Origin of the sequence: Neopusillimonas maritima, assembly GCF_003576595.1 — a bacterium.
GTDB classification, from domain to species: domain Bacteria; phylum Pseudomonadota; class Gammaproteobacteria; order Burkholderiales; family Burkholderiaceae_B; genus Neopusillimonas; species Neopusillimonas maritima.
Map to the genome: position 1 here is coordinate 31,885 of NZ_NQOU01000008.1, position 19,109 is coordinate 50,993.

Sequence of the window (19,109 nt, forward strand, 5' to 3'; positions counted from 1 at the left end):
ATTTATGATGTTGCCGTCATCGGTGCCGGCGCCGCCGGCATGATGGCTGCGGCGGTTGCCGGGCAGCGCGGCCTTAAGGTGGTATTGCTGGATCACGCCGAGCGTCTGGCGGAAAAAATCCGTATTTCGGGTGGTGGGCGTTGCAATTTCACCAACAAGGGAACAACGGCGGCGAATTTCATCTCCCAGAATCCGCATTTCTGCCGCTCGGCCTTGGCCGGCTACACCGCCAATGACTTCATTCAATTGGTGAATCAATACGGCATTGGCTGGCACGAGAAACATCGTGGGCAGCTATTCTGTAATGATTCCAGTGAATCCATCATCGCCATGTTGCGCAGCGAGTGTGACAAAGGCCGTGTCGCATGGCGCATGCCGTGCGCGGTACATGAAGTTGGTCAGCAGGCAAGTTGTTTTGTATTGCGTACCGATGCGGGTACCATTCGTGCGCACAATCTGGTTGTTGCAACGGGTGGCTTGGCCATTCCCAAGTTGGGCGCAACCGACTTTGCGTTGAAGCTGGCAAGGCAGTTTGGCTTGAAGGTGGTGGAGCCGCGTCCGGCGCTTGTGCCGCTGTTGTTCGATGCGCAGCAATGGCAACCTTTTTCCACCTTAAGCGGTGTGGCGTTAGAGGCTCGTGTGTCGACGTCGTCACCGGTTTTGGGTAAACCCACAGCCAAGCCGTTGCTCACGCAGTTTGATGAGGATTTGCTGTTTACCCATAAGGGTTTGTCGGGGCCGGCTATTTTGCAAATTTCCAGTTACTGGAATCCAGGTCAGCCTATTGTGTTGGACTTGGCCCCGGATGCCAATATTGAACGAACGTTGCAAGAGACGCGTCAGGGCAATCGGCAACTGCTTTCTTCGGTTCTGGCGTCCATCTGGCCGAAAAGATTGGCGGAGCAATGGCTTAAGAACACGCCCGATTTACCAAAACAGATTGGTGATATGAGGTTGGCGGATGCACCTAATGCGGTCTTGAGCAGTCTGGCTCGTCATATACATGAGTGGTCTTTGGTGCCTTCGGGTACAGCCGGTTATCGCAAAGCCGAAGTGATGCGCGGCGGTGTTGATACGCGTTACCTTGATCAACGCAGCATGGAAGCCAAGCCAGTGGCGGGTTTGTATTTTGTCGGTGAGGCTGTTGATGTCACCGGTTGGCTGGGCGGCTACAATTTTCAGTGGGCCTGGTCCTCGGCAGTGGCCTGTGCCCGGGCAATAAAAGCAAAGGAATTTCAATGAACTTACCGAACGATCGTAAATACACGGAATCGCATCAATGGATCAAGCAGGACGCAGAGACATTCCTGGTGGGAATTACCGACCATGCGCAGGAGCAACTGGGCGATTTGATGTTTGTGGGCGAGGTTGAGGAAGGCCGGGCGGTAAAGGCCGGCGACGTGGTGGCGGTGGTCGAATCGGTTAAATCGGCGTCTGATGTTTATGCCCCGATTAGCGGAACCATCATGGCTTTTAACAAAGAGCTGGAAACCCGCCCTGAAAGCCTGAACGAGGCGCCTTACGAGACGTGGATTCTTAAGCTCAAGGCAGACAACCCTGCCGACCTTGACGCCTTGCTGGATGCGGCTTCTTACGCTGCCTTAACCGACTGATACGTGGCGATTTCGTACGCGTAGCCGTTTTCTTCTACGCGTGGCAGGCGGTTGGTTTCCCGCCATTCAGACGCGGAAAGTTCGGGAAAAAACACATCACCGTCGATCTCGGCCATGATTTCCGTGGCAATAATTTCATCGATGAAAGGCAAGGCGTCGTTAAAGATTTGGGCGCCGCCAATGATGCAAACCGACGGTTCATTGTGGCAGGCCTGAACAGCCTGTTGAACCGAGGAAAAGACTTCCGCACCCGGTGCCTCGTAGCTTGCATTGCGGCTCACCACAATGTTGCGTCTTCCCGGCAAGGGGCGACCCAGTGATTCCCACGTTTTCCGACCCATGATAATGGGTTGGCCCATGGTGACTTTCTTGAAATGCGCCAAGTCGGATGGCAGGCGCCAGGGCAACGTATTGTCGCGCCCTATGACACGGTTTTTCGAGTAGGCGACAACACATTTGATATGGGGGCGGAGCGTATTCATAAATGCTTCGATAAGGCCCGGAAGGCCGTTATTCAAACGGCGACGGGCGCCTTGATATGCGGGTGCGCCTGATATTCCGTGATTTGGAAGTCTTCATACTCATAGTCGAACAAAGACGGTGCGCGACGCAGGATAGTTAACTTGGGATAGGGGTAGGGCTCGCGCGAAAGCTGCTCCTCAACCTGGTTGAAGTGGTTGCTGTAGATATGGCAATCCCCGCCCGTCCAGATAAACTCACCCACTTCCAGGTTGCATTGCTGGGCAACCAAATGCGTGAGTAATGCATAGCTGGCAATATTGAAGGGCACCCCCAGGAAGATATCGGCGCTGCGCTGATACAACTGGCACGACAATTTGCCGTCGGCCACGTAAAACTGGAAAAAAGCATGGCAAGGGGGCAGGGCCATGTTGGGAATATCGCTGACATTCCACGCCGACACAATCAACCGGCGCGAGTCGGGGTTGCGCTTTATTTCCTCGATCACCTGCGCCAACTGGTCGATGTGGCCGCCGCCCGGCTTTGGCCATGAGCGCCATTGAACACCGTAAATGGGCCCCAGGTCGCCGTCCGGCCCGGCCCATTCATTCCAGATGCTTACGCCGCGCTCTTGCAGCCATTTTGCATTGTTGTCGCCTCGCAAAAACCACAAGAGTTCAATAAAAATACTCTTGGTATGTAATTTTTTGGTGGTAACCAGCGGGAACCCTTGCGCCAGATCGAAACGCATTTGATAGCCGAAAACAGAGCGCGTGCCCGTGCCGGTGCGGTCGGTTTTCAGCGTGCCGTTTTCATACACGTGGCGCATGAAATTTTCGTACTGTTGCATAGTGATTACTGTGACGGGGTTTCAGGTTCGGCTTGGTCGAGCACGGTGACCGCATGGGTGATGTCGGCTGTTTTGGCCAATATGGCCGAGGCCGAGCAGTATTTGTCGTGCGACAGCCGTACCGCTCTTTCAACGGCGGCTTGAGGCAGATTGCGCCCGCTTACCGTAAAGTCGAAATGAATTCGGGTGAAGACTTTGGGGTCGGTTTCGGCGCGTTCGGCCGAAAGCTTAACGCGGCAGCCTGTTACAGCATGCCGGCCGCGTTTTAGAATGAGCACCACGTCGTAGGCGGCACACCCGCCGGCCCCCGTGAGCATCATTTCCATCGGGCGAGGGGCAAGATTATTGCCGCCCCCCTCGGGTGCGCCGTCCATGGCGGCGACATGGCCGCTTCCTGTGCGGGCCACAAACAGCATTCCGTCTGGGCCACCCCAGTCGATCGTGCATTCCATTGTGTTTGACACCTATAATTCGGCCCCTGGCGGGGCGTGGAACTTAAAAGAAAGATAGTAATGCATAACGCCGCGACGGTGCAGGAGGCAGAGACACGGCAGGCTTGAGAAGCGTTATTGCGTTATTTCAGAGCAGCGGGTTTACCAAGATTGCAAATCTCGTTGTACCATTTTCATATTGATGGTTGTGTGCATAGCCCTGTTTGTGCAGGGAAGTGCTTATGTTTAAGGTGATTATATGCAGGCAGGCCAAGACGTTCGTCGTCACTTCAACCCGGTTGATAAAGGTTTGATTGAGTTGGGTAGAGCCCTTGAAGTGCTTAGTGGTGTGGCGCATGCGGTGCGCCCCAATCCGGCAGGGCCACCACAGGCTGATGAGGCGCAGCTTAATGATACCGATCGTCGTCACTCGGCTGGTTTAATGCGGGTTAACCATGTTGGCGAAGTTTGCGCCCAGGCCTTGTATCGCGGGCAGGCTTATTTTTGTCGCGACGCATCAACCCAGGCTGTACTGCATGCGGCGGCTCAGGAAGAGGTGGACCATTTGGCCTGGTGTAATGATCGTCTGACCCAGTTGAATAGTCATCGCAGTTATTTGAATCCGTTCTGGTATGCGGGTTCTTTCGCATTGGGTGCGTTGGCCGGCCGCGCCGGTACGGCGTCGAATCTCGGCTTTATGGCTGAAACCGAGGCGCAGGTTGAACAACATTTGAATCGCCATTTAAAAGCATTACCGGCAGATGACGGTCGCTCGCGCGCCCTTGTGGAGCAGATGCGGCAAGATGAAATTGCGCATCGTCATCAAGCTGAAGCAGCCGGTGCACGAAAATTGCCTTTTCCGCTTCGATGTGCCATGAAGCTGATGTCTAAAGTCATGACGACAACGGCGTACCGTATCTAGGTAGGGTGCTAATTTTGCAACAAATTGCAATTTGTATGCATGCTGAGTATTGACCTAGGATTAACCCTAGGTTAAACTGAGTTCGTCGTTAGGAATTTATGTGTATTTGAAGACGGCAATGTTGTAAAAAAGTTGTAGGACAAAAAATATCTTGCATCGCAACATTTTTTCAAATACAATTTGCTTATCGGATGTCGAAACGTGATTGCAAAGGGTTTTCCCCAGTTGAATCATGGTGGCTCAGACAAAAAGTCTTTGTAGCCCGACATGCCAAGGTTGTCTCCTCCACCCTCCTCCTTTGGTGGATTTAGCCCGAGATCTAAGATCTCGGGCTTTTTTTTTGCCCGGATCAGGGCTAACCCCTATTTTTCCCCTGTTTTGATGTAACATTTCTCGTTGCATCTGCTTGCACGTAGCAAGGTAGAGCCAAGAAAGTCACTTCATAATGTAATCAATTTCATCACGCATGGTAATAATGTGACCAATCCTCAAACTTGGGATACTGTAACTTGGCTCTACATTTGTGTTGTCGCCTTCATGGTGGGGGGGCTGATTGTTGCCTCGGAACGCTGGCATGGCAAGCTTACGGGCGATGTGGATTTCAAAAAGCCACAGGCGTCTCACAGCCGTTCAACGCCTCGCGTAGGGGGCCTGGCGGTTGTTGCGGGTAGCCTGGCAGGGTTGTTGGTGCTTGGCCCAAGCAATATGACACTCACCTGGCTTTGGCCGGTATTGTTTATTGCCGCCATGCCCGTTTTTGTTGCAGGATTGCTTGAAGACATAACGAAAGATGTTGGCGCCGGCAAACGCCTGTTGGCGGCTTTTTTGTCGGCGGCAATTGCCTGGTGGCTTATAGGGGGTGTGTCACGTGTCGGCATACCCAGTGTCGACTGGTTGCTGGCTTGGTGGCCGGTATCGCTGGTTTTCACAATGCTGGCGGTTGGCGGCTGTACCCACGCGCTGAATATTGTTGACGGCATGAATGGGCTGGCCGGCATGGTAGCGACCTTAATGGCCGTCTCCATTGGTTTGGTGGCGTTGCAGGTACAAGACATTCCCATTTTTCTGATTTCAGCGGCATTGGCCTCGGCGACCTTGGGTTTCCTGGTTTGGAATTTCCCTTTTGGTCGTGTATTTTTGGGCGATGGCGGGGCTTATTTCCTGGGCTTTATGTTGGCCGAACTGGCGGTGCAGCTCGTGGTTAGAAACCCTGGCGTATCGCCATTCTATGCGCTGGCAGTCCTGTTTTATCCGGTATTCGAAACACTGTTTTCCATATGGCGCCGTCGGTTCAAACGCGGTACGCCCATTGATCAACCCGACGCCTTGCATTTGCATCAACTGGTTTTCCGACGCTTGGTACGTGTGACATTCAGCCGCGACAGCCGTCATGCCGTGCCGGCGCTATGTAACGCCATGGCGTCGCCGTATTTGTGGGTTCTTACGTTAATTGGTTTGGTGCCTGCAACGATTTGGTGGGACAGCACGCTGATTCTATGCATCAGCCTGCTGGTGTTTTCTTTGGTATACATCTGGTTGTATTCGCGTCTGGTTTCCTGGCGCGGCCCCTCCTGGCTGTTGTTGCCGTCTATCGGTAAAACAAAAAAGCCGGATTAAACGAAATTGAATTTTTGTGTGTTTGCGCAAACAAGGAGAATAAGTTGCAGATTGCAGACGTGAAATTGGCGGTTGTCGGCCTGGGATATGTTGGCTTGCCGTTGGCCGTTGAGTTTGGCAAAAAACGCCCGGTGTTGGGGTTTGATATTAACGTGCGCCGTATTGCCGAGTTGCAGCAAGGTAAAGACCACACCCGGGAAGTAGAGCCCGAGGAATTGGCACAAGCATCGCACCTGAGCTTTACGCACACGACGTCTGAACTGGCTAAGGCCAATGTATTTATTGTGACGGTACCCACCCCCATTGATGATTACAAACAACCGGATCTCACGCCATTGGTGCGGGCCAGTGAAACAATTGGCAAGGTGCTTAAGCGGGGCGATATTGTTATCTATGAGTCAACTGTTTATCCCGGCGCAACCGAAGAAGATTGCGTACCTGTCCTGGAGCGTGTGTCGGGCTTGAAATTCAATGAAGATTTCTATGCCGGTTATAGTCCTGAACGCATAAACCCGGGTGATAAACAGCATCGTGTAGCAACAATTAAAAAGGTCACGTCGGGCTCAACGCCTGAAGTGGCCGAGTTGGTTGATGCTCTTTATCGTGAAATTATCGTCGCCGGCACGCACAAGGCTTCATCTATTCGTGTTGCGGAGGCGGCCAAGGTTATTGAAAACACCCAGCGCGATGTCAATATTGCGCTCATTAACGAGCTTGCCCTGATCTTCAACAAAATGGGCATTGACACTCAGGCGGTGCTGGAAGCGGCCGGAACCAAATGGAACTTTTTGCCGTTTCGCCCCGGTTTGGTTGGGGGGCACTGCATCGGCGTTGATCCTTATTACTTAACGCACAAAGCCCAAGCCATTGGCTACCATCCAGAAATTATTCTGGCCGGCCGTCGGTTGAATGACTCAATGGGCGGCTACGTGGCGTCGCAACTGATCAAGGCCATGACCAAACGACGCATCCAGGTGCAGGATTCCCGCATTCTTGTGATGGGCCTGGCGTTCAAGGAAAACTGCCCCGATTTGCGTAATACACGGGTGGTGGACATTGTGAATGAGCTAAGCGACTACAGCACGCAGGTTGATGTATACGACCCCTGGGTTGATGCTGATGAGGCTCGCGAAGAGTACGGCATCACACCTGTGAAAGAGCCGCAGCAAGGCGCTTACGACGCAATTGTGCTGGCGGTGGCACACAATGAATTCGTGCAAATGGGCGTCGACAAAATCCGGGCGTTGGGCAAAACCCCGCATGTGTTGTACGACCTGAAGTACCTACTAACGGCGCAAGAAGCCGACCTACGTTTATAAGAAAGAGCAGGGCGCTATGAGTGAACGCTTTCAAGCCGTTGTTAAGCAGTTTCAAGACGAGCCGGGTGTTTGGCTGGTAACCGGATGCGCCGGATTTATTGGGTCGAACCTGCTTGAGGCATTGCTGAAAATGGGTCAAACAGTCGTGGGTCTGGATAATTTCGCCACCGGCTTTCGGCACAATCTTGAGGAAGTGCAGCGAAACGTTGGTGACCAGGCATGGGGTCGTTTTCGATTTATAGAGGGTGACATTCGGGATCCCGAACATTGTCACGCGGCGGTTCAGGGAGTGGATTACGTGTTGCATCAGGCGGCGTTGGGCTCGGTGCCGCGCTCCCTGAATGACCCGGCCACCACGAACGCCGTCAATATTTCCGGTTTTCTTAATATGCTGATCGCGGCGCGCGACGCCAAAGTGAAGTCTTTCGTGTATGCGGCCTCCAGTTCAACGTATGGCGACCACGAGGCATTGCCGAAGATCGAAGAACGTATTGGTCAACCGCTTTCCCCTTACGCGGTAACCAAATACGTGAACGAACTTTATGCCGGCGTTTTTGCACGCTCATACGGTTTCAACAGTATTGGCTTGCGGTACTTCAATGTTTTTGGCCCTCGCCAAACCCCGGATGGCGCTTATGCGGCGGTGATACCGCGCTGGATTGGTGCGATGATTCGTAACGAGGCCGTGCATATCAACGGGGATGGAGAAACCAGCCGCGACTTTTGCTTCGTAGAAAATGTCGTGCAAATGAACGTGCTTGCTGCAGCCGCTTCAGGCGATGCCGTGAATCAGGTTTACAACGTGGCGTTTAACGCGCGCACCAGCCTGAATCAGTTGTTTGATTACCTGGTCACAACGCTTGCCAAAAACGGGGTTTCATATGATCGCCGCCCCGAATACGGCGATTTCAGGGCCGGCGATGTGCGCCACTCACAGGCCGACATCGCCAAAGCCCGGAAGCTGTTGGGATATGAGCCACAGTTCAGCATTATTCAGGGGCTTGAAAAAGCCATGCCTTGGTACATTCAGTTTTTAAGTTAATTTGAAAATCATTCGTGACCGCCTGACCCGCCTGGGATCCGACCATAAGCGCATTGCGCGGGGTGCCATGCGGGTCGCCTTCTTTCTGCTGTTGGGCAAGTTCGTCGGTGCATTCAAGGAAATGGCCGTCGCGTACCGCTATGGTATTTCCGACGTGGTGGATGCGTACCAATTCACGCTAACCATGGCAGGGTGGTTGCCGGTTACCGCCATTGGTGTTCTTTCGGTGGTTTTGATTCCGGTTCTGGTGAAGTTAAAGCGCCAGTCGCAGCAAACGCGTGAGCGCTTCTTGCAGGAGCTGTTCGGCGTCACTTTAGCCGTTGGGGCCTTGTTGGCAGTGGGTTTGTATTTTGCCTGGCCCTGGGTGCTCGAATGGGTGGGTGCCGACTTAACGGCCAACACCCGGGCGATGAGTCAGGAGCTTATGCTGGCGTTCGCTCCCGTGGCCTTGTTAACGCTGGTTGCCGGTGTGAGTTCTGCCCGGTTGCGGGCGCACGAGCGGCATATCAATACGCTGCTCGACAGTATTCCGGCTTTGCTGATTTTGGTTTGGGTCATGTTGGCGGCAACGGCGGCCGATGTTGGGCCTTTGCTTTGGGGTACGTTAGTTGGTTACATGATTCAGTCTGCCTGGTTGCTGTGGTTGGCCTCTCACGCCGATAACGTGGGCGTCAAGCCCCGGCTGGGTTTTCAATCGCCTTATTGGCCTCAGCTGGTGGCTGCCGCGGGCATTATGCTGGTAGGGCAGGTTGCCATGAGCATAGTGGGGCCTTTGGACCAATATACCGCGGCCGAGTTAGGTCGCAATGCCAACGCCACGCTGGGTTATGCAAACCGCATTTTGGCGTTGTTGCTAGGTTTGGGCGCGGTGTCTGTTGGGCGTGCCGCCTTGCCTGTGTTGTCGGACATCCACAGTCGGGGTGACGCCGCGCAGGGCCGGCGCATGGCTTTGAAATGGTCTGTTCTCATGCTGGGCATGGGCATGGCGGCTGCGCTGATGGGATGGTTGCTTGCGCCGTGGGGTGTGAGTTTATTGTTCGAGCGTGGCGCTTTTACGGAACAAGACACCATGAGGGTTGCCGGCGTGTTTCGTTGGGGCTTGCTGCAAATGCCGTTTTATTTCGGCGTTCTGGTGCTGGTTCAATTACTTGCAAGCCAGAATCGTTACCGCATCATGGCGGTCATTGCATTAGGGAATTTTGCGCTCAAGGCGCTATTGAACCCCATACTGGGTTCAGCCATGGGCTTGCAGGGCGTGATGTTGGCAACAGCATGTATGTATGCATTGTCATATGGTTGCTATGTTTTGGCAGCGCTCAAGTCTGTTGCAAACGAAGCGCCGTCCGGCCCTGCGCAATAATCGTATTCAGAAGGAATTGGTGTGGTTAGGTTGAAGCGTTCCCCGCATTTGATGATTGTGATTCACTCGCTGCATGGCGGTGGTGCTGAGCGCGTGACGGTTGATTTAAGCGAGTTTTGGCGCGCCCGAGGCTATGAGGTAACGGTTGTCACGCAAGCCGGGCCCGAACATGATGCTTACCAGCTTCACGCTAACGTGCGTCGCGAAGTATTGGGTACGGCCGGGGCCAGCGGCAATAAATTGAAAGCGCTTTACTCGAATTTACGTCGCTTATGGCGTTTGCGGCGGCTGATCCGAAAGTATGAACCCACCATTATTCTGGGCATGATGACAACGTCTTCGGTGCTCGCCATATTGGCGGCCAGAGGCCTGTCATGTCGCGTGATCGCAACCGAACACACGCATCCGCCGTTTCAGGATCTGCCGTCGGTGTGGAAAAAAATGCGAAAGAAAGCATATCCGCAAGCGTATAAAGTGGTCGCGCTCACGTCGGATACCGCCCGGTGGGTTAAAGAAAACATTCCCGGCAGCCAGGTTTGCGTCATTCCGAATGCCGTCGTCTGGCCGCTTGCGCAAACCGATCCCGTGGTCGAACCACCTCAGCGCGGAACGCGCAGACGATTGCTGGCGGTGGGGCGCTTGCATTCGCACAAAGGTTTTGACCTTCTTTTGACCGCTTTCGCGTCGATTCAGTCATACTTCCCAGATTGGGATCTTGTGATTCTGGGTGAAGGCTCCGACCGGGAGTCGCTTCAGGCACAAGTGCAACAGCTGGGCTTGGATGAGCGCGTTGCCATGCCGGGTCGGGTCGGTAATGTGGGGCAGTGGTATCAGTCGTCCGACCTTTATGTGCTTAGTTCACGCGTTGAGGGCTTGTCTAACACGTTGCTGGAGTCAATGGCAAGTGGCTTGCCGGTTGTTGCGTTCGATTGTGATACGGGGCCGCGTGAAATTGTGCGTCACGGGATTGACGGCGCATTGGTGAGTCCGCCCGAGGATGTCGATGCCCTGGCCGCACATCTTTCCGATTTAATGGCGCATCCCGATAAGCGCAGAATGTTGGCCATGCGCGCGGTGGATGTGCGTGACCGGTTTTCGTCGGTCAGGGTCATGGCCTTGTGGCGACAAGTATTTGAGGGGGGCAATACCCCGGAGCAAAACAAAGGAAGTAGCTCATGTGCGGAATCGTAGGAGTTTGGGGTGGTATTCCCGACAAAATGGCGGTATTGGCGCGAAGTCGCGCAGCGATGCGCCATAGAGGGCCGGATGACGAAGGGTTCTGGGAAGATATTGAAAACGATCTGGGCCTGGCCCATGTTCGCTTGTCCGTTCTGGATGTCTCGCATGCCGGACACCAGCCCATGGTTTCCGCTTGCGGGCGATACGTACTCGTGTTGAACGGGGAAATATACAACCACTTGGCATTGCGTGAGCTGTTAACGATTCAGGGGCAGGCGCCCGATTGGCGTGGCCACTCTGATACAGAAACCTTATTGGCCGCCATGGTCGCCTGGGGGATTGAGGCAACATTGAAATCTGCCGTGGGCATGTTCGCCCTGGCGTTGTGGGATCGCAGCGAGCGTGCGTTGTATTTGGCCCGCGACCGGATGGGAGAGAAGCCGCTGTATTACGGGTTTACCGGTTCAACTTTGTTTTTTGCATCCGAATTGAAAGCGCTGCATCCCATTCCGGGTGTTGATTGGACCCTTAACCGGGATGCGGTCGCATTAATGATGCGGCACAACTATATTCCGGCGCCGCATTCCATTCATCGGAATGTGCGCAAACTCATGCCGGGCAGCTATTTGCGCTATACGCGTGACACCCTTCCAAATCAGTTCGACCAGCAGACAGTTTCGTATTGGTCTGCCTACGACGTCGCGCTTGATGGTGTGAAACAGCCCCTTGCCTTTAGTCGTGATGACGATGCGCTGGATGCACTCGACGGCGTGCTCGCTACATCGATCAGGGGTCAAATGATGGCCGATGTACCGCTGGGCGCGTTTTTGTCGGGCGGTATCGACTCCTCACTTGTGGTGGCAATGATGCAATCGCAATGCGCCGATCCGGTCAACACTTTTTCCATCGGCTTTAATGAACCCCGTTTTAACGAGGCCGAACATGCCCGCGCCGTGGCGGAACATTTGGGCACCCGGCATACCGAGTTGTACGTGTCGGCGCACGATGCCATGTCCGTCCTTCCAGACTTGCCGAAAATCTACGACGAGCCGTTTGCCGATGCGTCGCAAATTCCCACCTGCTTGTTAATGCGTTTGGCGCGTCAGCACGTGACGGTGTCATTGTCCGGTGACGGAGGTGATGAGTTGTTCGGGGGGTATAGCCGTTATCAACGAGCGATGTCGTGGTGGGATCGCCGCGCATCACTTCCCAGCTCGCTCAGCCAGACCGTAGGGCGTATGTCAGGCGGTGCTGCCCGCTGGATGCCTGGGGCGAGCAGGTCGCAACGTCTGGCCAAATTGGGGCACATTCTTACGGCGTCGGGCGCGGGGCCGTTTTACCAGCAGTTCGTGTCGTATCAAGGCGACCCGGCCTCATTTGTGTTGGGTTCAAAACTGCCACCCACACCGTTTGATAAAGCGACGAATCTTGCATTTTTTGACCACATCACCTGGCTTGATGCCGTAACGTATTTGCCCGACGATATTCTGGTTAAAGTCGATCGTGCCGCGATGGCCGTTAGCCTTGAAACGCGGGTGCCGATGCTGGATCACCGCGTTTACGCTTTTGCCCGGCGTTTACCGCAACAGTACAAAATTCGCGATGGCCAGGGAAAATGGTTATTACGTCAATTATTGCATCGCTATGTGCCATCCGCCTTGGTCGATCGGCCCAAGAAGGGCTTTAGTGTTCCGTTGGGAGAATGGTTGCGTGACCCCCTTAGGGAGTGGGCCGCCTCTTTGTTGGATCCCGTTCAATTGAAGCACGATGGTTTGTTTGACGCCGATCGTGTTCAGCAGGAATGGCGTCGGCATTTGTCTGGTCGGGAGGACCGCAGCGGCCAATTGTGGGGAATCCTCATGACGCAAGCCTGGCTGGCGCATTATCGCGATAAAGGGTTAAGCGGTTTGTGATGAATATCCTGTTTTTTGTCAGTTCGTTGAATGCAGGGGGGGCGGAGCGGGTGGCCGTGACCCTGGCAAACGCCTGGGCAGGTCAAGGCCATCGGGTAACGCTGGTGCCTACTTACGGGAAAAAATCGGAAAGCTTTTATGAGCTTGGCCCTGATGTGCGAGTGCATTGGCTTATTGACACCATTGTCGGGTCGGTGCTTTATCGGCGGGCGCGGTATGCGGGAAAGTTGTTGGCTGTGCGAAAGACAATCCGTCGTGAGCAACCCGACGTCGTGGTGTCTTTTCTAACCAATGTCAATGTCACAGTGTTGGCGGCATCCATTGGTTTGAACGTACCCGTGGTGGTTTGCGAGCGTACCAATCCATCGGCCAGTCGCCATAGTCGCGGTGCGCTGCACGCTTTGCGAAAGATACTTTATCCGCGGGCCAGTGCAATATGTGTGCAAACGTCGGCTGCAGAAGCTTATTTTCAGGCAAGGCTGGGCAAAAACCTTCCGTTGTTTGTTATTCCCAATCCGTTACCGGACGCCCTGGGTGGCGGTCCGCGCGCATCGTTGAACGCCGACGCCATGGGGCGCTATCGCCTGGTGGCTTTGGGACGTTTGGTTCCCGAGAAACAGTTTTCGCATCTAATACGTGTCTTTGCCGGGTTGGCCAAGCAGTTTCCCGATTGGGATTTGTGGGTCTACGGCGAGGGGCCGGAACGAACACAGCTTGAATCATTAATTCAGCAGTTTGATTTAAACCAACGCATCTTCTTGCCCGGCACAACGGCGAATCCTTGGGATGTTTTGCGCGAAGGCAGTTTGTTTGCCATGACGTCTCGTGTTGAGGGGTTCCCCAATGTGCTGCTTGAGGCAATGGGCTGCGGCTTGCCCTGCATTGCTTACGATTGTCCAAGCGGGCCTTCAGAGATCATGGAGGGCGGTCGCGCAGGGGTGTTGGTGCCGCTGAACGATGAGCAAGGTTATGCGTCGGCGCTGGGCGCTTTAATGGCCAACCCAGGGACGCGTCGGCAGTTGGGCCAACTTGCGTTACAACGTGTTTTGCAGCGATTCAGCCGGCCGGTTGTCTTAACGCAGTGGAGCCAAATGTTTTCCAAGGTAGGGGTGCGTCATGATTAAATCCCCCAAGGTGCATGTTGTGCATATTATCGGTGGGCTGGGGCAGGGGGGCGCCGAGACGGTGATGTATCGTTTACTGACGCAATCAACCGCCCGGTTTGAGCACACCGTGATCTCTTTAACGGATGCCGGCGTGTTCGGGCCGCGCCTTGAACAGGCCAATATTGAAGTTATTAGTTTGGGCATGTCTTCGGGGCGTGTTTCTTGGTCGGCGTTAAAAGCGTTATACCGTTTGTTGAAACAGTTGCGCCCGGATGTGGTGCAAACCTGGATGTACCATGCCGACCTCATCGGCGGGGTGGTCGCGCGGCTGGCCGGCGTTCGACATGTTGTTTGGGGTATCCGGAACTCGGGTGCACACCTTGAGCGAACCAGCCGGGCGGTGCGACTTTCGGCCTGGCTGTGCGCGCGTTTGTCCGGATTGGTTCCGGCGGCCATTGTGGCATGCGCCAATGATGCAGCTGAACGGCATCAGAAGAAAGGATACGCAGCGGCGAAAATGCAGGTTATTCCCAATGGCTACGATATGGCGCGGTGGTCGTCCGATGCCGCCACGCGTATCAAGCTTCGTGCACAGTTGGGTGTTTCGCTTAATACGCCGCTGCTCGGTGCAGTGGCGCGTTGGCATCCTTTGAAGGATCACGCCAATTTAATTGATGCTTTCTCTAAAGTGGTTCAGGCGCATTCACAGGCCCGATTAGTGCTGGTGGGCGATGGGATGGATTCAGCCAATCCGGAGTTGATGGAGTTGCTCAGGCGGCACGGCGTCGAGGCGCAGGTGTTGTTGTTGGGTCGTCGTGACGACATTCCCGCGGTGATGAATGCATTGGATATTCACGTGTTGTCCAGTTGCGCGGAAGGGTTTCCGAACGTGGTGGCTGAGGCAATGGCAGTGGGGGCGGCCAATGTGGTAACCGACGTGGGTGATGCGGCATACATTGTTGATGCGTTTGGTTGGGTCGCGCCGCCCCGGGATCCTGCCGCGCTTGCTCACTCCCTGGGTGAGGCAATTTGCGCCTTGGGTTCACCGGCCATGGCCGTGCGCTTGCAGAAAGGGCGTGAACGGGTACAAATAGAATTCAGCCTTGGCGCTATGGTGTCGCGATATGAAGGGTTATGGGCGAAGTTGGCCGGCGGCCGCCGCTTACTGATGGTGGTGAATAATCCGGCCTTTATCATGTCGCATCGTCTGCCCATTATTCAGGCGGCCCGCACCGCCGGCTACGATGTTCATTTGGCGACAATGGATGGGCCGGCAGTGGCGTCGTTGCGGGCGTTGGGCTTTACGCATCATGTCGTGCCCATGAACCGTAGCGGCCGCAATCCCGTTAAAGAGATTTATACCGTTTATTCATTGTGGCGCCTGTTTCGTCGTCTGCGTCCGGCCATTGTGCATACCGTCACCATTAAGCCTGTGTTGTACGGTGGTATTGCCGCACGGCTGGCCCGCGTTCCCGGTTTTGTAGCGGCAATTTCCGGTCTTGGGTTTGTTTTTACCGGTGCCGGCTTCAAGGCGCGGTCGCTACGCGTGGTTGCCACGTTGCTTTATCGAGTCGCCCTGGGGCATGGCAACAGTCGAATTATTTTTCAGAATCCCGATGACAGCCGTTTAATGCAGAAGTTTGGTGCCGTTCGCGAATCGCAAGTCGTCATGATTCGGGGTTCAGGCGTTGATATGCAGGCGTGGCCAATCGAACCCGAGCCGCCGGGGCCGCTTGTTGCGCTGATGGTGTCGCGCCTTTTGAAAGATAAAGGCGTTGAAGAGTTCGTGGAAGCCGCGCGGCTTTCCCAAACTCATCCATTAGGTGTGCAATGGAAAATAGCCGGAAGCCTCGACCCAGGCAACCCGGCCAGCATTTCCCCTGAAACCCTGGCTCAGTGGCGCGCAGAAGGGGTGGTGACTTTTCTGGGTGAGTGCGACAACATTGCCGGGCAATATGCGCAGTCGCATATTGCCGTGCTTGCTTCGTATCGCGAAGGGCTTCCCAAATCGCTTATCGAAGCTGCGGCTTCCGGGCGGGCTGTTGTCACAACCGATGTTCCCGGTTGTCGCGACGCGATCGTGCCGAACGAAACGGGGCTTTTGGTGCCGGTACAAGATGCTCCTGCGCTTGCGGCTGTCGTGCAAAGGTTGGCTGAAAATAAGGTGTTACGGCAAGCCATGGGGCAGGCCGGTAGGCGGTTTGCCGAACGTGTATTTGATATTCGCGAAGTGCAACGACTGCATCTGGAGACTTATGCGGTGCTGCTTGCGCGTAAGCGGCATACCCAGCCCAAACGCATCGAGCCCCGTTTGCCTGAGTCTGAATAGCAGCGCGATCCGCAGAAATAGTCAGAACGGGAGTTGCGCAGCGGGAGCCAGTTTTTGCAATGCGCGGCGAAACTCCGCTTGAATGCGTTCCAGCGCCTGTTCGTTGTCGCCTTCAAACCGCAATACAACGACGGGCGTTGTATTGGACGCCCTTGCCAAACCGAAGCCATCTTTGTATTCAGCCCGAACTCCGTCGATTTTGATGATTTCAGTTGCGGTGTCAAATTGCCCTTGGGCTTGCAGTTTTGCAATCAGGGTGTGCGGTTCACCTTCCTGCATGTGCAGCTTCAGTTCCGGCGTGGATACGCCTTTTGGAAGTGCTTCGAGCACTTCAGAAGGGTTGTGTGATGCGGACACAATTTCCAGTAAACGTGCCCCTGTGTAAAGGCCATCGTCAAAGCCGAACCAACGCTCTTTGAAGAACGTGTGGCCGCTCATTTCACCGGCCAGCGGAGCCCCTGTTTCCTGCAGTTTTGCCTTGATCATTGAGTGCCCGGTTTGCCACATCAAGGGGGTGCCGCCTGCGTCAAGAATGGCCTTACCGACATGGCGACTGCATTTCACGTCGAAAATAATGGTTGCCCCGGGTTCGCGGGATAAAACATCACGGGCGTATAAAATCAATTGACGATCCGGCCAAATGATTTCGCCGGATTTTGTCACAACGCCTAAACGATCGGCGTCGCCATCGAAGGCCAGCCCCAGTTCGCATTCGGTCTCTTGTACAGTGCGAATCAGGTCTTGAAGGTTTTCCGGGTCGGCGGGGTCGGGATGATGATTGGGGAACCGGCCATCCACCTCGCAGAATAATTCGATTACTTCACATCCCAGCGCGCGAAACAGGGCCGGTGCTGCGACTCCCCCTACGCCATTGCCGCAATCAATGGCAATTTTCATCGGCCGCTTGAGCTTTATATCGCTGACAATGCGGCTGGTGTAGTCGGTAACAGGCGAGTAGATTTTCGTACTGCCTTTGTCTTTGTGTAAATGTGACTCGACGCCCGGCGCTTTGGCTGTTTGGGCCTGCTGCATCAAACCTTTCAAGGTTTGGATCTGTTCGCCGAACAGCGTTTTTCCGGCCATCATCATCTTGAAGCCGTTATAGTTCGAAGGGTTATGGCTTCCCGTAATGGCAACGCCCGATCCTGTTCCCAATGTGTGAGCCGCAAAATAAACCAGGGGGGTGGGCACACACCCCAAATCGACGGTGTTGATACCGGAGTCTGTGAGGCCTTTTTGCAGCGCCTGGCTTAACTCAGGGCTGCTCAGACGCCCGTCGTAACCCACAACCAGCGTATCAACTTCGGCTTGCATGGCCATTTCAGCTAAAGCTGAGCCGAGCGCATAGGCAAAGTCTTCATGGATTTGTTCGGGCACAGTGCCGCGGATATCGTAGGCTTTAAAAACGGCGTCGGAAACAGACATAAGGGTTGCTCGTGATGAATCGGTGAAAATGTTGTAGTGTATTGTCGCAGGCAATTATGTCACAGGCCTGAAATCTTAAAAAAACAGGAATATTTTTGATGGATCAGCTAGGTGAATTAGCCGCTTTGGTGGGGGCCGCCAATGTCATTACGGGTGATGACGCACAAGGGTATCTTACCGATTGGCGCGGTCGTTACTCCGGTTCGGCGCTGGCGGTTGTGCGCCCCGGCTCCACCCAGGAAGTGGCCGACGTCGTGAAATGGTGTGGGCGCCATCAGGTGCCGATTGTGCCGCAAGGCGGAAACACCAGCTTGTGTGGCGCCGCCACGCCGGATGACTCGGGGCATGCGTTGGTATTGTCGCTGGGTCGGCTGAACTCGGTGCGCGAAGTGGATACCGACAATGACACCATGGTGGTAGAGGCCGGCTGCATTTTGCAAACGGTTCAGCAGACGGCGCGCGATGTCGACCGCTTGTTTCCCTTGTCTTTGGCGGCTGAGGGCAGTTGCACGATTGGGGGTAATTTGGCGTGTAATGCCGGTGGAACCCAGGTGTTGCGCTACGGTAATGCCCGTGATTTGGTCCTGGGTCTGGAGGTCGTGACGGCACAGGGTGAAATATGGCATGGCTTGCGCGGTTTGCGTAAAGACAATACTGGCTACGACTTGCGCGACCTGTTCATTGGCAGTGAGGGCACCTTGGGCATTATTACGGCAGCCACATTAAAGCTTTTTCCATTGCCTGTTGCGCAGTGTACGGCGCTTGTCGGGTTGCAAAGTGTGGAAGCGGCAGTCAGCCTTTTGTCGATTGCGCGTAAGGGGTTTGGCCCGGCTTTAACCGGTTTTGAACTGATTGCGGGCAACTGTTTGCACCTGGTTACACACCACTTCCCGCAGCAAAGAATGCCTTTCGATGGCCCGTCGGCAGCGTTGCCCTGGTATGCCTTGCTTGAACTCTCCGACAGCGAAAGCGCCGATCACGCTCGTGAGCGGTTTGAAACGGTTGTTGGCGATGCAATTGAAGCGGAAGTAGTGGTCGACGCGGTCATTGCCGAAAATATTTCACAAAGCAAGGCTTTATGGCATTTGCGTGAAAGCATCCCTTTGGCGGAAAAAGAGCAGGGCAAAAGCATTAAGCACGACGTATCGGTTCCGGTGTCGTCAATGGCCGACTTCGTGCGCACTACCAATGAAGCGATTCAGTCGCGTTTTCCTGGTTTGGAGCACGTTATTTTCGGCCATTTGGGCGACGGTAACCTGCATTACAACATTGCACGCGGAACGGCGTTTTCAGAGGACGATTTGTTGGGCCAGCAAGAGGCGATTTACGACATTGTTCACCGCAGTGTCCATCATTATCATGGGTCGATTAGTGCGGAACACGGTGTAGGGCAGTTAAAGCGTGATCTGCTCGACCAGTTTAAAGACCCGGTCGAAATGAAGCTCATGCGCCTGCTGAAGCAAACGCTGGATCCACACGGCATCATGAACCCGGGTAAGGTTGTGATATCGGAGGCGGGATAAGGTCTTGCTTTACACCGCTGC

The 19,109-nt window shown here is 54.7% G+C and carries 16 protein-coding genes and 1 pseudogene; 13 read left to right on the plus strand and 4 right to left on the minus strand.

Translation table 11 applies throughout. The features are described 5' to 3' along the window. Together CJO09_RS14510 and gcvH are read left to right on the plus strand one after the other, a co-directional pair. On the plus strand, positions 1-1,242 hold the full coding sequence (locus CJO09_RS14510) for a BaiN/RdsA family NAD(P)/FAD-dependent oxidoreductase (RefSeq protein ID WP_119443054.1): 1,242 nt from the start codon (positions 1-3) through the stop codon (positions 1,240-1,242). Then, positions 1,239-1,613 carry a glycine cleavage system protein GcvH gene (gene gcvH / locus CJO09_RS14515; RefSeq protein ID WP_119443004.1) on the plus strand — a complete coding sequence of 125 codons (375 nt, stop codon included), beginning with the start codon at positions 1,239-1,241 and terminating at the stop codon, positions 1,611-1,613. Before CJO09_RS14510 ends, gcvH begins: the two co-directional genes overlap by 4 nt. On the opposite strand, the gene CJO09_RS14520 is transcribed toward gcvH, so the two are convergent. Genes CJO09_RS14520 through CJO09_RS14530 form a run of 3 tightly spaced genes read right to left on the minus strand, consistent with a single transcriptional unit; the run spans position 1,592 to position 3,374 of the window. Beyond that, positions 1,592-2,095 (minus strand): dihydrofolate reductase, encoded by a 504-nt coding sequence (locus CJO09_RS14520; protein ID WP_119443055.1) that lies wholly within the window; start codon positions 2,093-2,095, stop codon positions 1,592-1,594. The two genes, gcvH and CJO09_RS14520, sit on opposite strands and share 22 nt — an antisense overlap. Positions 2,096-2,127: 32 nt before the next feature. Beyond that, a complete protein-coding gene (locus CJO09_RS14525) occupies positions 2,128-2,922 on the minus strand; it encodes a thymidylate synthase (protein WP_119443005.1) in 795 nt (264 codons plus the stop codon). A 5-nt stretch (positions 2,923-2,927) separates the two neighbouring features. Beyond that, entirely contained in the window at positions 2,928-3,374 is a 447-nt protein-coding gene (locus CJO09_RS14530) for an OsmC family protein (protein WP_119443006.1), read from the minus strand. A 238-nt stretch (positions 3,375-3,612) separates the two neighbouring features. Between CJO09_RS14530 and coq7 the strand changes: the two genes are divergently transcribed. The 10 genes and pseudogenes from coq7 to CJO09_RS15905 all read left to right on the plus strand — a co-directional run bounded on the left by coq7 (position 3,613) and on the right by CJO09_RS15905 (position 16,140). Further along, on the plus strand, positions 3,613-4,275 hold the full coding sequence (gene coq7, locus CJO09_RS14535; RefSeq protein WP_119443007.1) for a 2-polyprenyl-3-methyl-6-methoxy-1,4-benzoquinone monooxygenase: 663 nt from the start codon (positions 3,613-3,615) through the stop codon (positions 4,273-4,275). Positions 4,276-4,812: 537 nt separating this feature from the next. Continuing rightward, a complete protein-coding gene (locus tag CJO09_RS14540; RefSeq protein WP_114421567.1) occupies positions 4,813-5,892 on the plus strand; it encodes an MraY family glycosyltransferase in 1,080 nt (359 codons plus the stop codon). Between the two features lie 44 nt (positions 5,893-5,936). Then, positions 5,937-7,211, plus strand: coding sequence for a Vi polysaccharide biosynthesis UDP-N-acetylglucosamine C-6 dehydrogenase TviB (tviB, locus tag CJO09_RS14545; RefSeq protein WP_119443008.1), 1,275 nt, complete (start codon positions 5,937-5,939; stop codon positions 7,209-7,211). A 16-nt stretch (positions 7,212-7,227) separates the two neighbouring features. Continuing rightward, positions 7,228-8,253 (plus strand): SDR family oxidoreductase, encoded by a 1,026-nt coding sequence (locus CJO09_RS14550; protein WP_119443009.1) that lies wholly within the window; start codon positions 7,228-7,230, stop codon positions 8,251-8,253. A 1-nt stretch (position 8,254) separates the two neighbouring features. Continuing rightward, the gene (gene murJ, locus CJO09_RS14555; protein ID WP_119443010.1) at positions 8,255-9,613 is read left to right on the plus strand and encodes a murein biosynthesis integral membrane protein MurJ; all 1,359 of its coding nucleotides are present in this window, start codon (positions 8,255-8,257) and stop codon (positions 9,611-9,613) included. A 51-nt stretch (positions 9,614-9,664) separates the two neighbouring features. Further along, the gene (locus tag CJO09_RS14560) at positions 9,665-10,804 is read left to right on the plus strand and encodes a glycosyltransferase family 4 protein (RefSeq protein ID WP_119443056.1); all 1,140 of its coding nucleotides are present in this window, start codon (positions 9,665-9,667) and stop codon (positions 10,802-10,804) included. Beyond that, entirely contained in the window at positions 10,789-12,705 is a 1,917-nt protein-coding gene (asnB, locus tag CJO09_RS14565) for an asparagine synthase (glutamine-hydrolyzing) (protein WP_119443011.1), read from the plus strand. Before CJO09_RS14560 ends, asnB begins: the two co-directional genes overlap by 16 nt. Next, entirely contained in the window at positions 12,705-13,829 is a 1,125-nt protein-coding gene (locus tag CJO09_RS14570) for a glycosyltransferase family 4 protein (RefSeq protein WP_119443012.1), read from the plus strand. Before asnB ends, CJO09_RS14570 begins: the two co-directional genes overlap by 1 nt. Beyond that, positions 13,822-14,823, plus strand: a pseudogene (locus CJO09_RS15900) (glycosyltransferase family 4 protein); the annotation flags it as partial. The gene CJO09_RS14570 and the pseudogene CJO09_RS15900, both read left to right, overlap by 8 nt. Before the next feature lie 132 nt (positions 14,824-14,955). Then, complete coding sequence (locus CJO09_RS15905) at positions 14,956-16,140, plus strand: glycosyltransferase family 4 protein (protein WP_342772202.1); 1,185 nt, start codon at positions 14,956-14,958, stop codon at positions 16,138-16,140. Positions 16,141-16,161: 21 nt separating this feature from the next. Here CJO09_RS15905 and CJO09_RS14580 read toward each other — a convergent pair whose 3' ends face one another. After that, on the minus strand, positions 16,162-17,565 hold the full coding sequence (locus tag CJO09_RS14580) for a phosphomannomutase/phosphoglucomutase (protein WP_119443014.1): 1,404 nt from the start codon (positions 17,563-17,565) through the stop codon (positions 16,162-16,164). A 98-nt stretch (positions 17,566-17,663) separates the two neighbouring features. Between CJO09_RS14580 and CJO09_RS14585 the strand changes: the two genes are divergently transcribed. Then, positions 17,664-19,088 carry an FAD-binding oxidoreductase gene (locus tag CJO09_RS14585; protein ID WP_119443015.1) on the plus strand — a complete coding sequence of 475 codons (1,425 nt, stop codon included), beginning with the start codon at positions 17,664-17,666 and terminating at the stop codon, positions 19,086-19,088. The last annotated feature ends 21 nt before the right edge of the window (positions 19,089-19,109 follow it).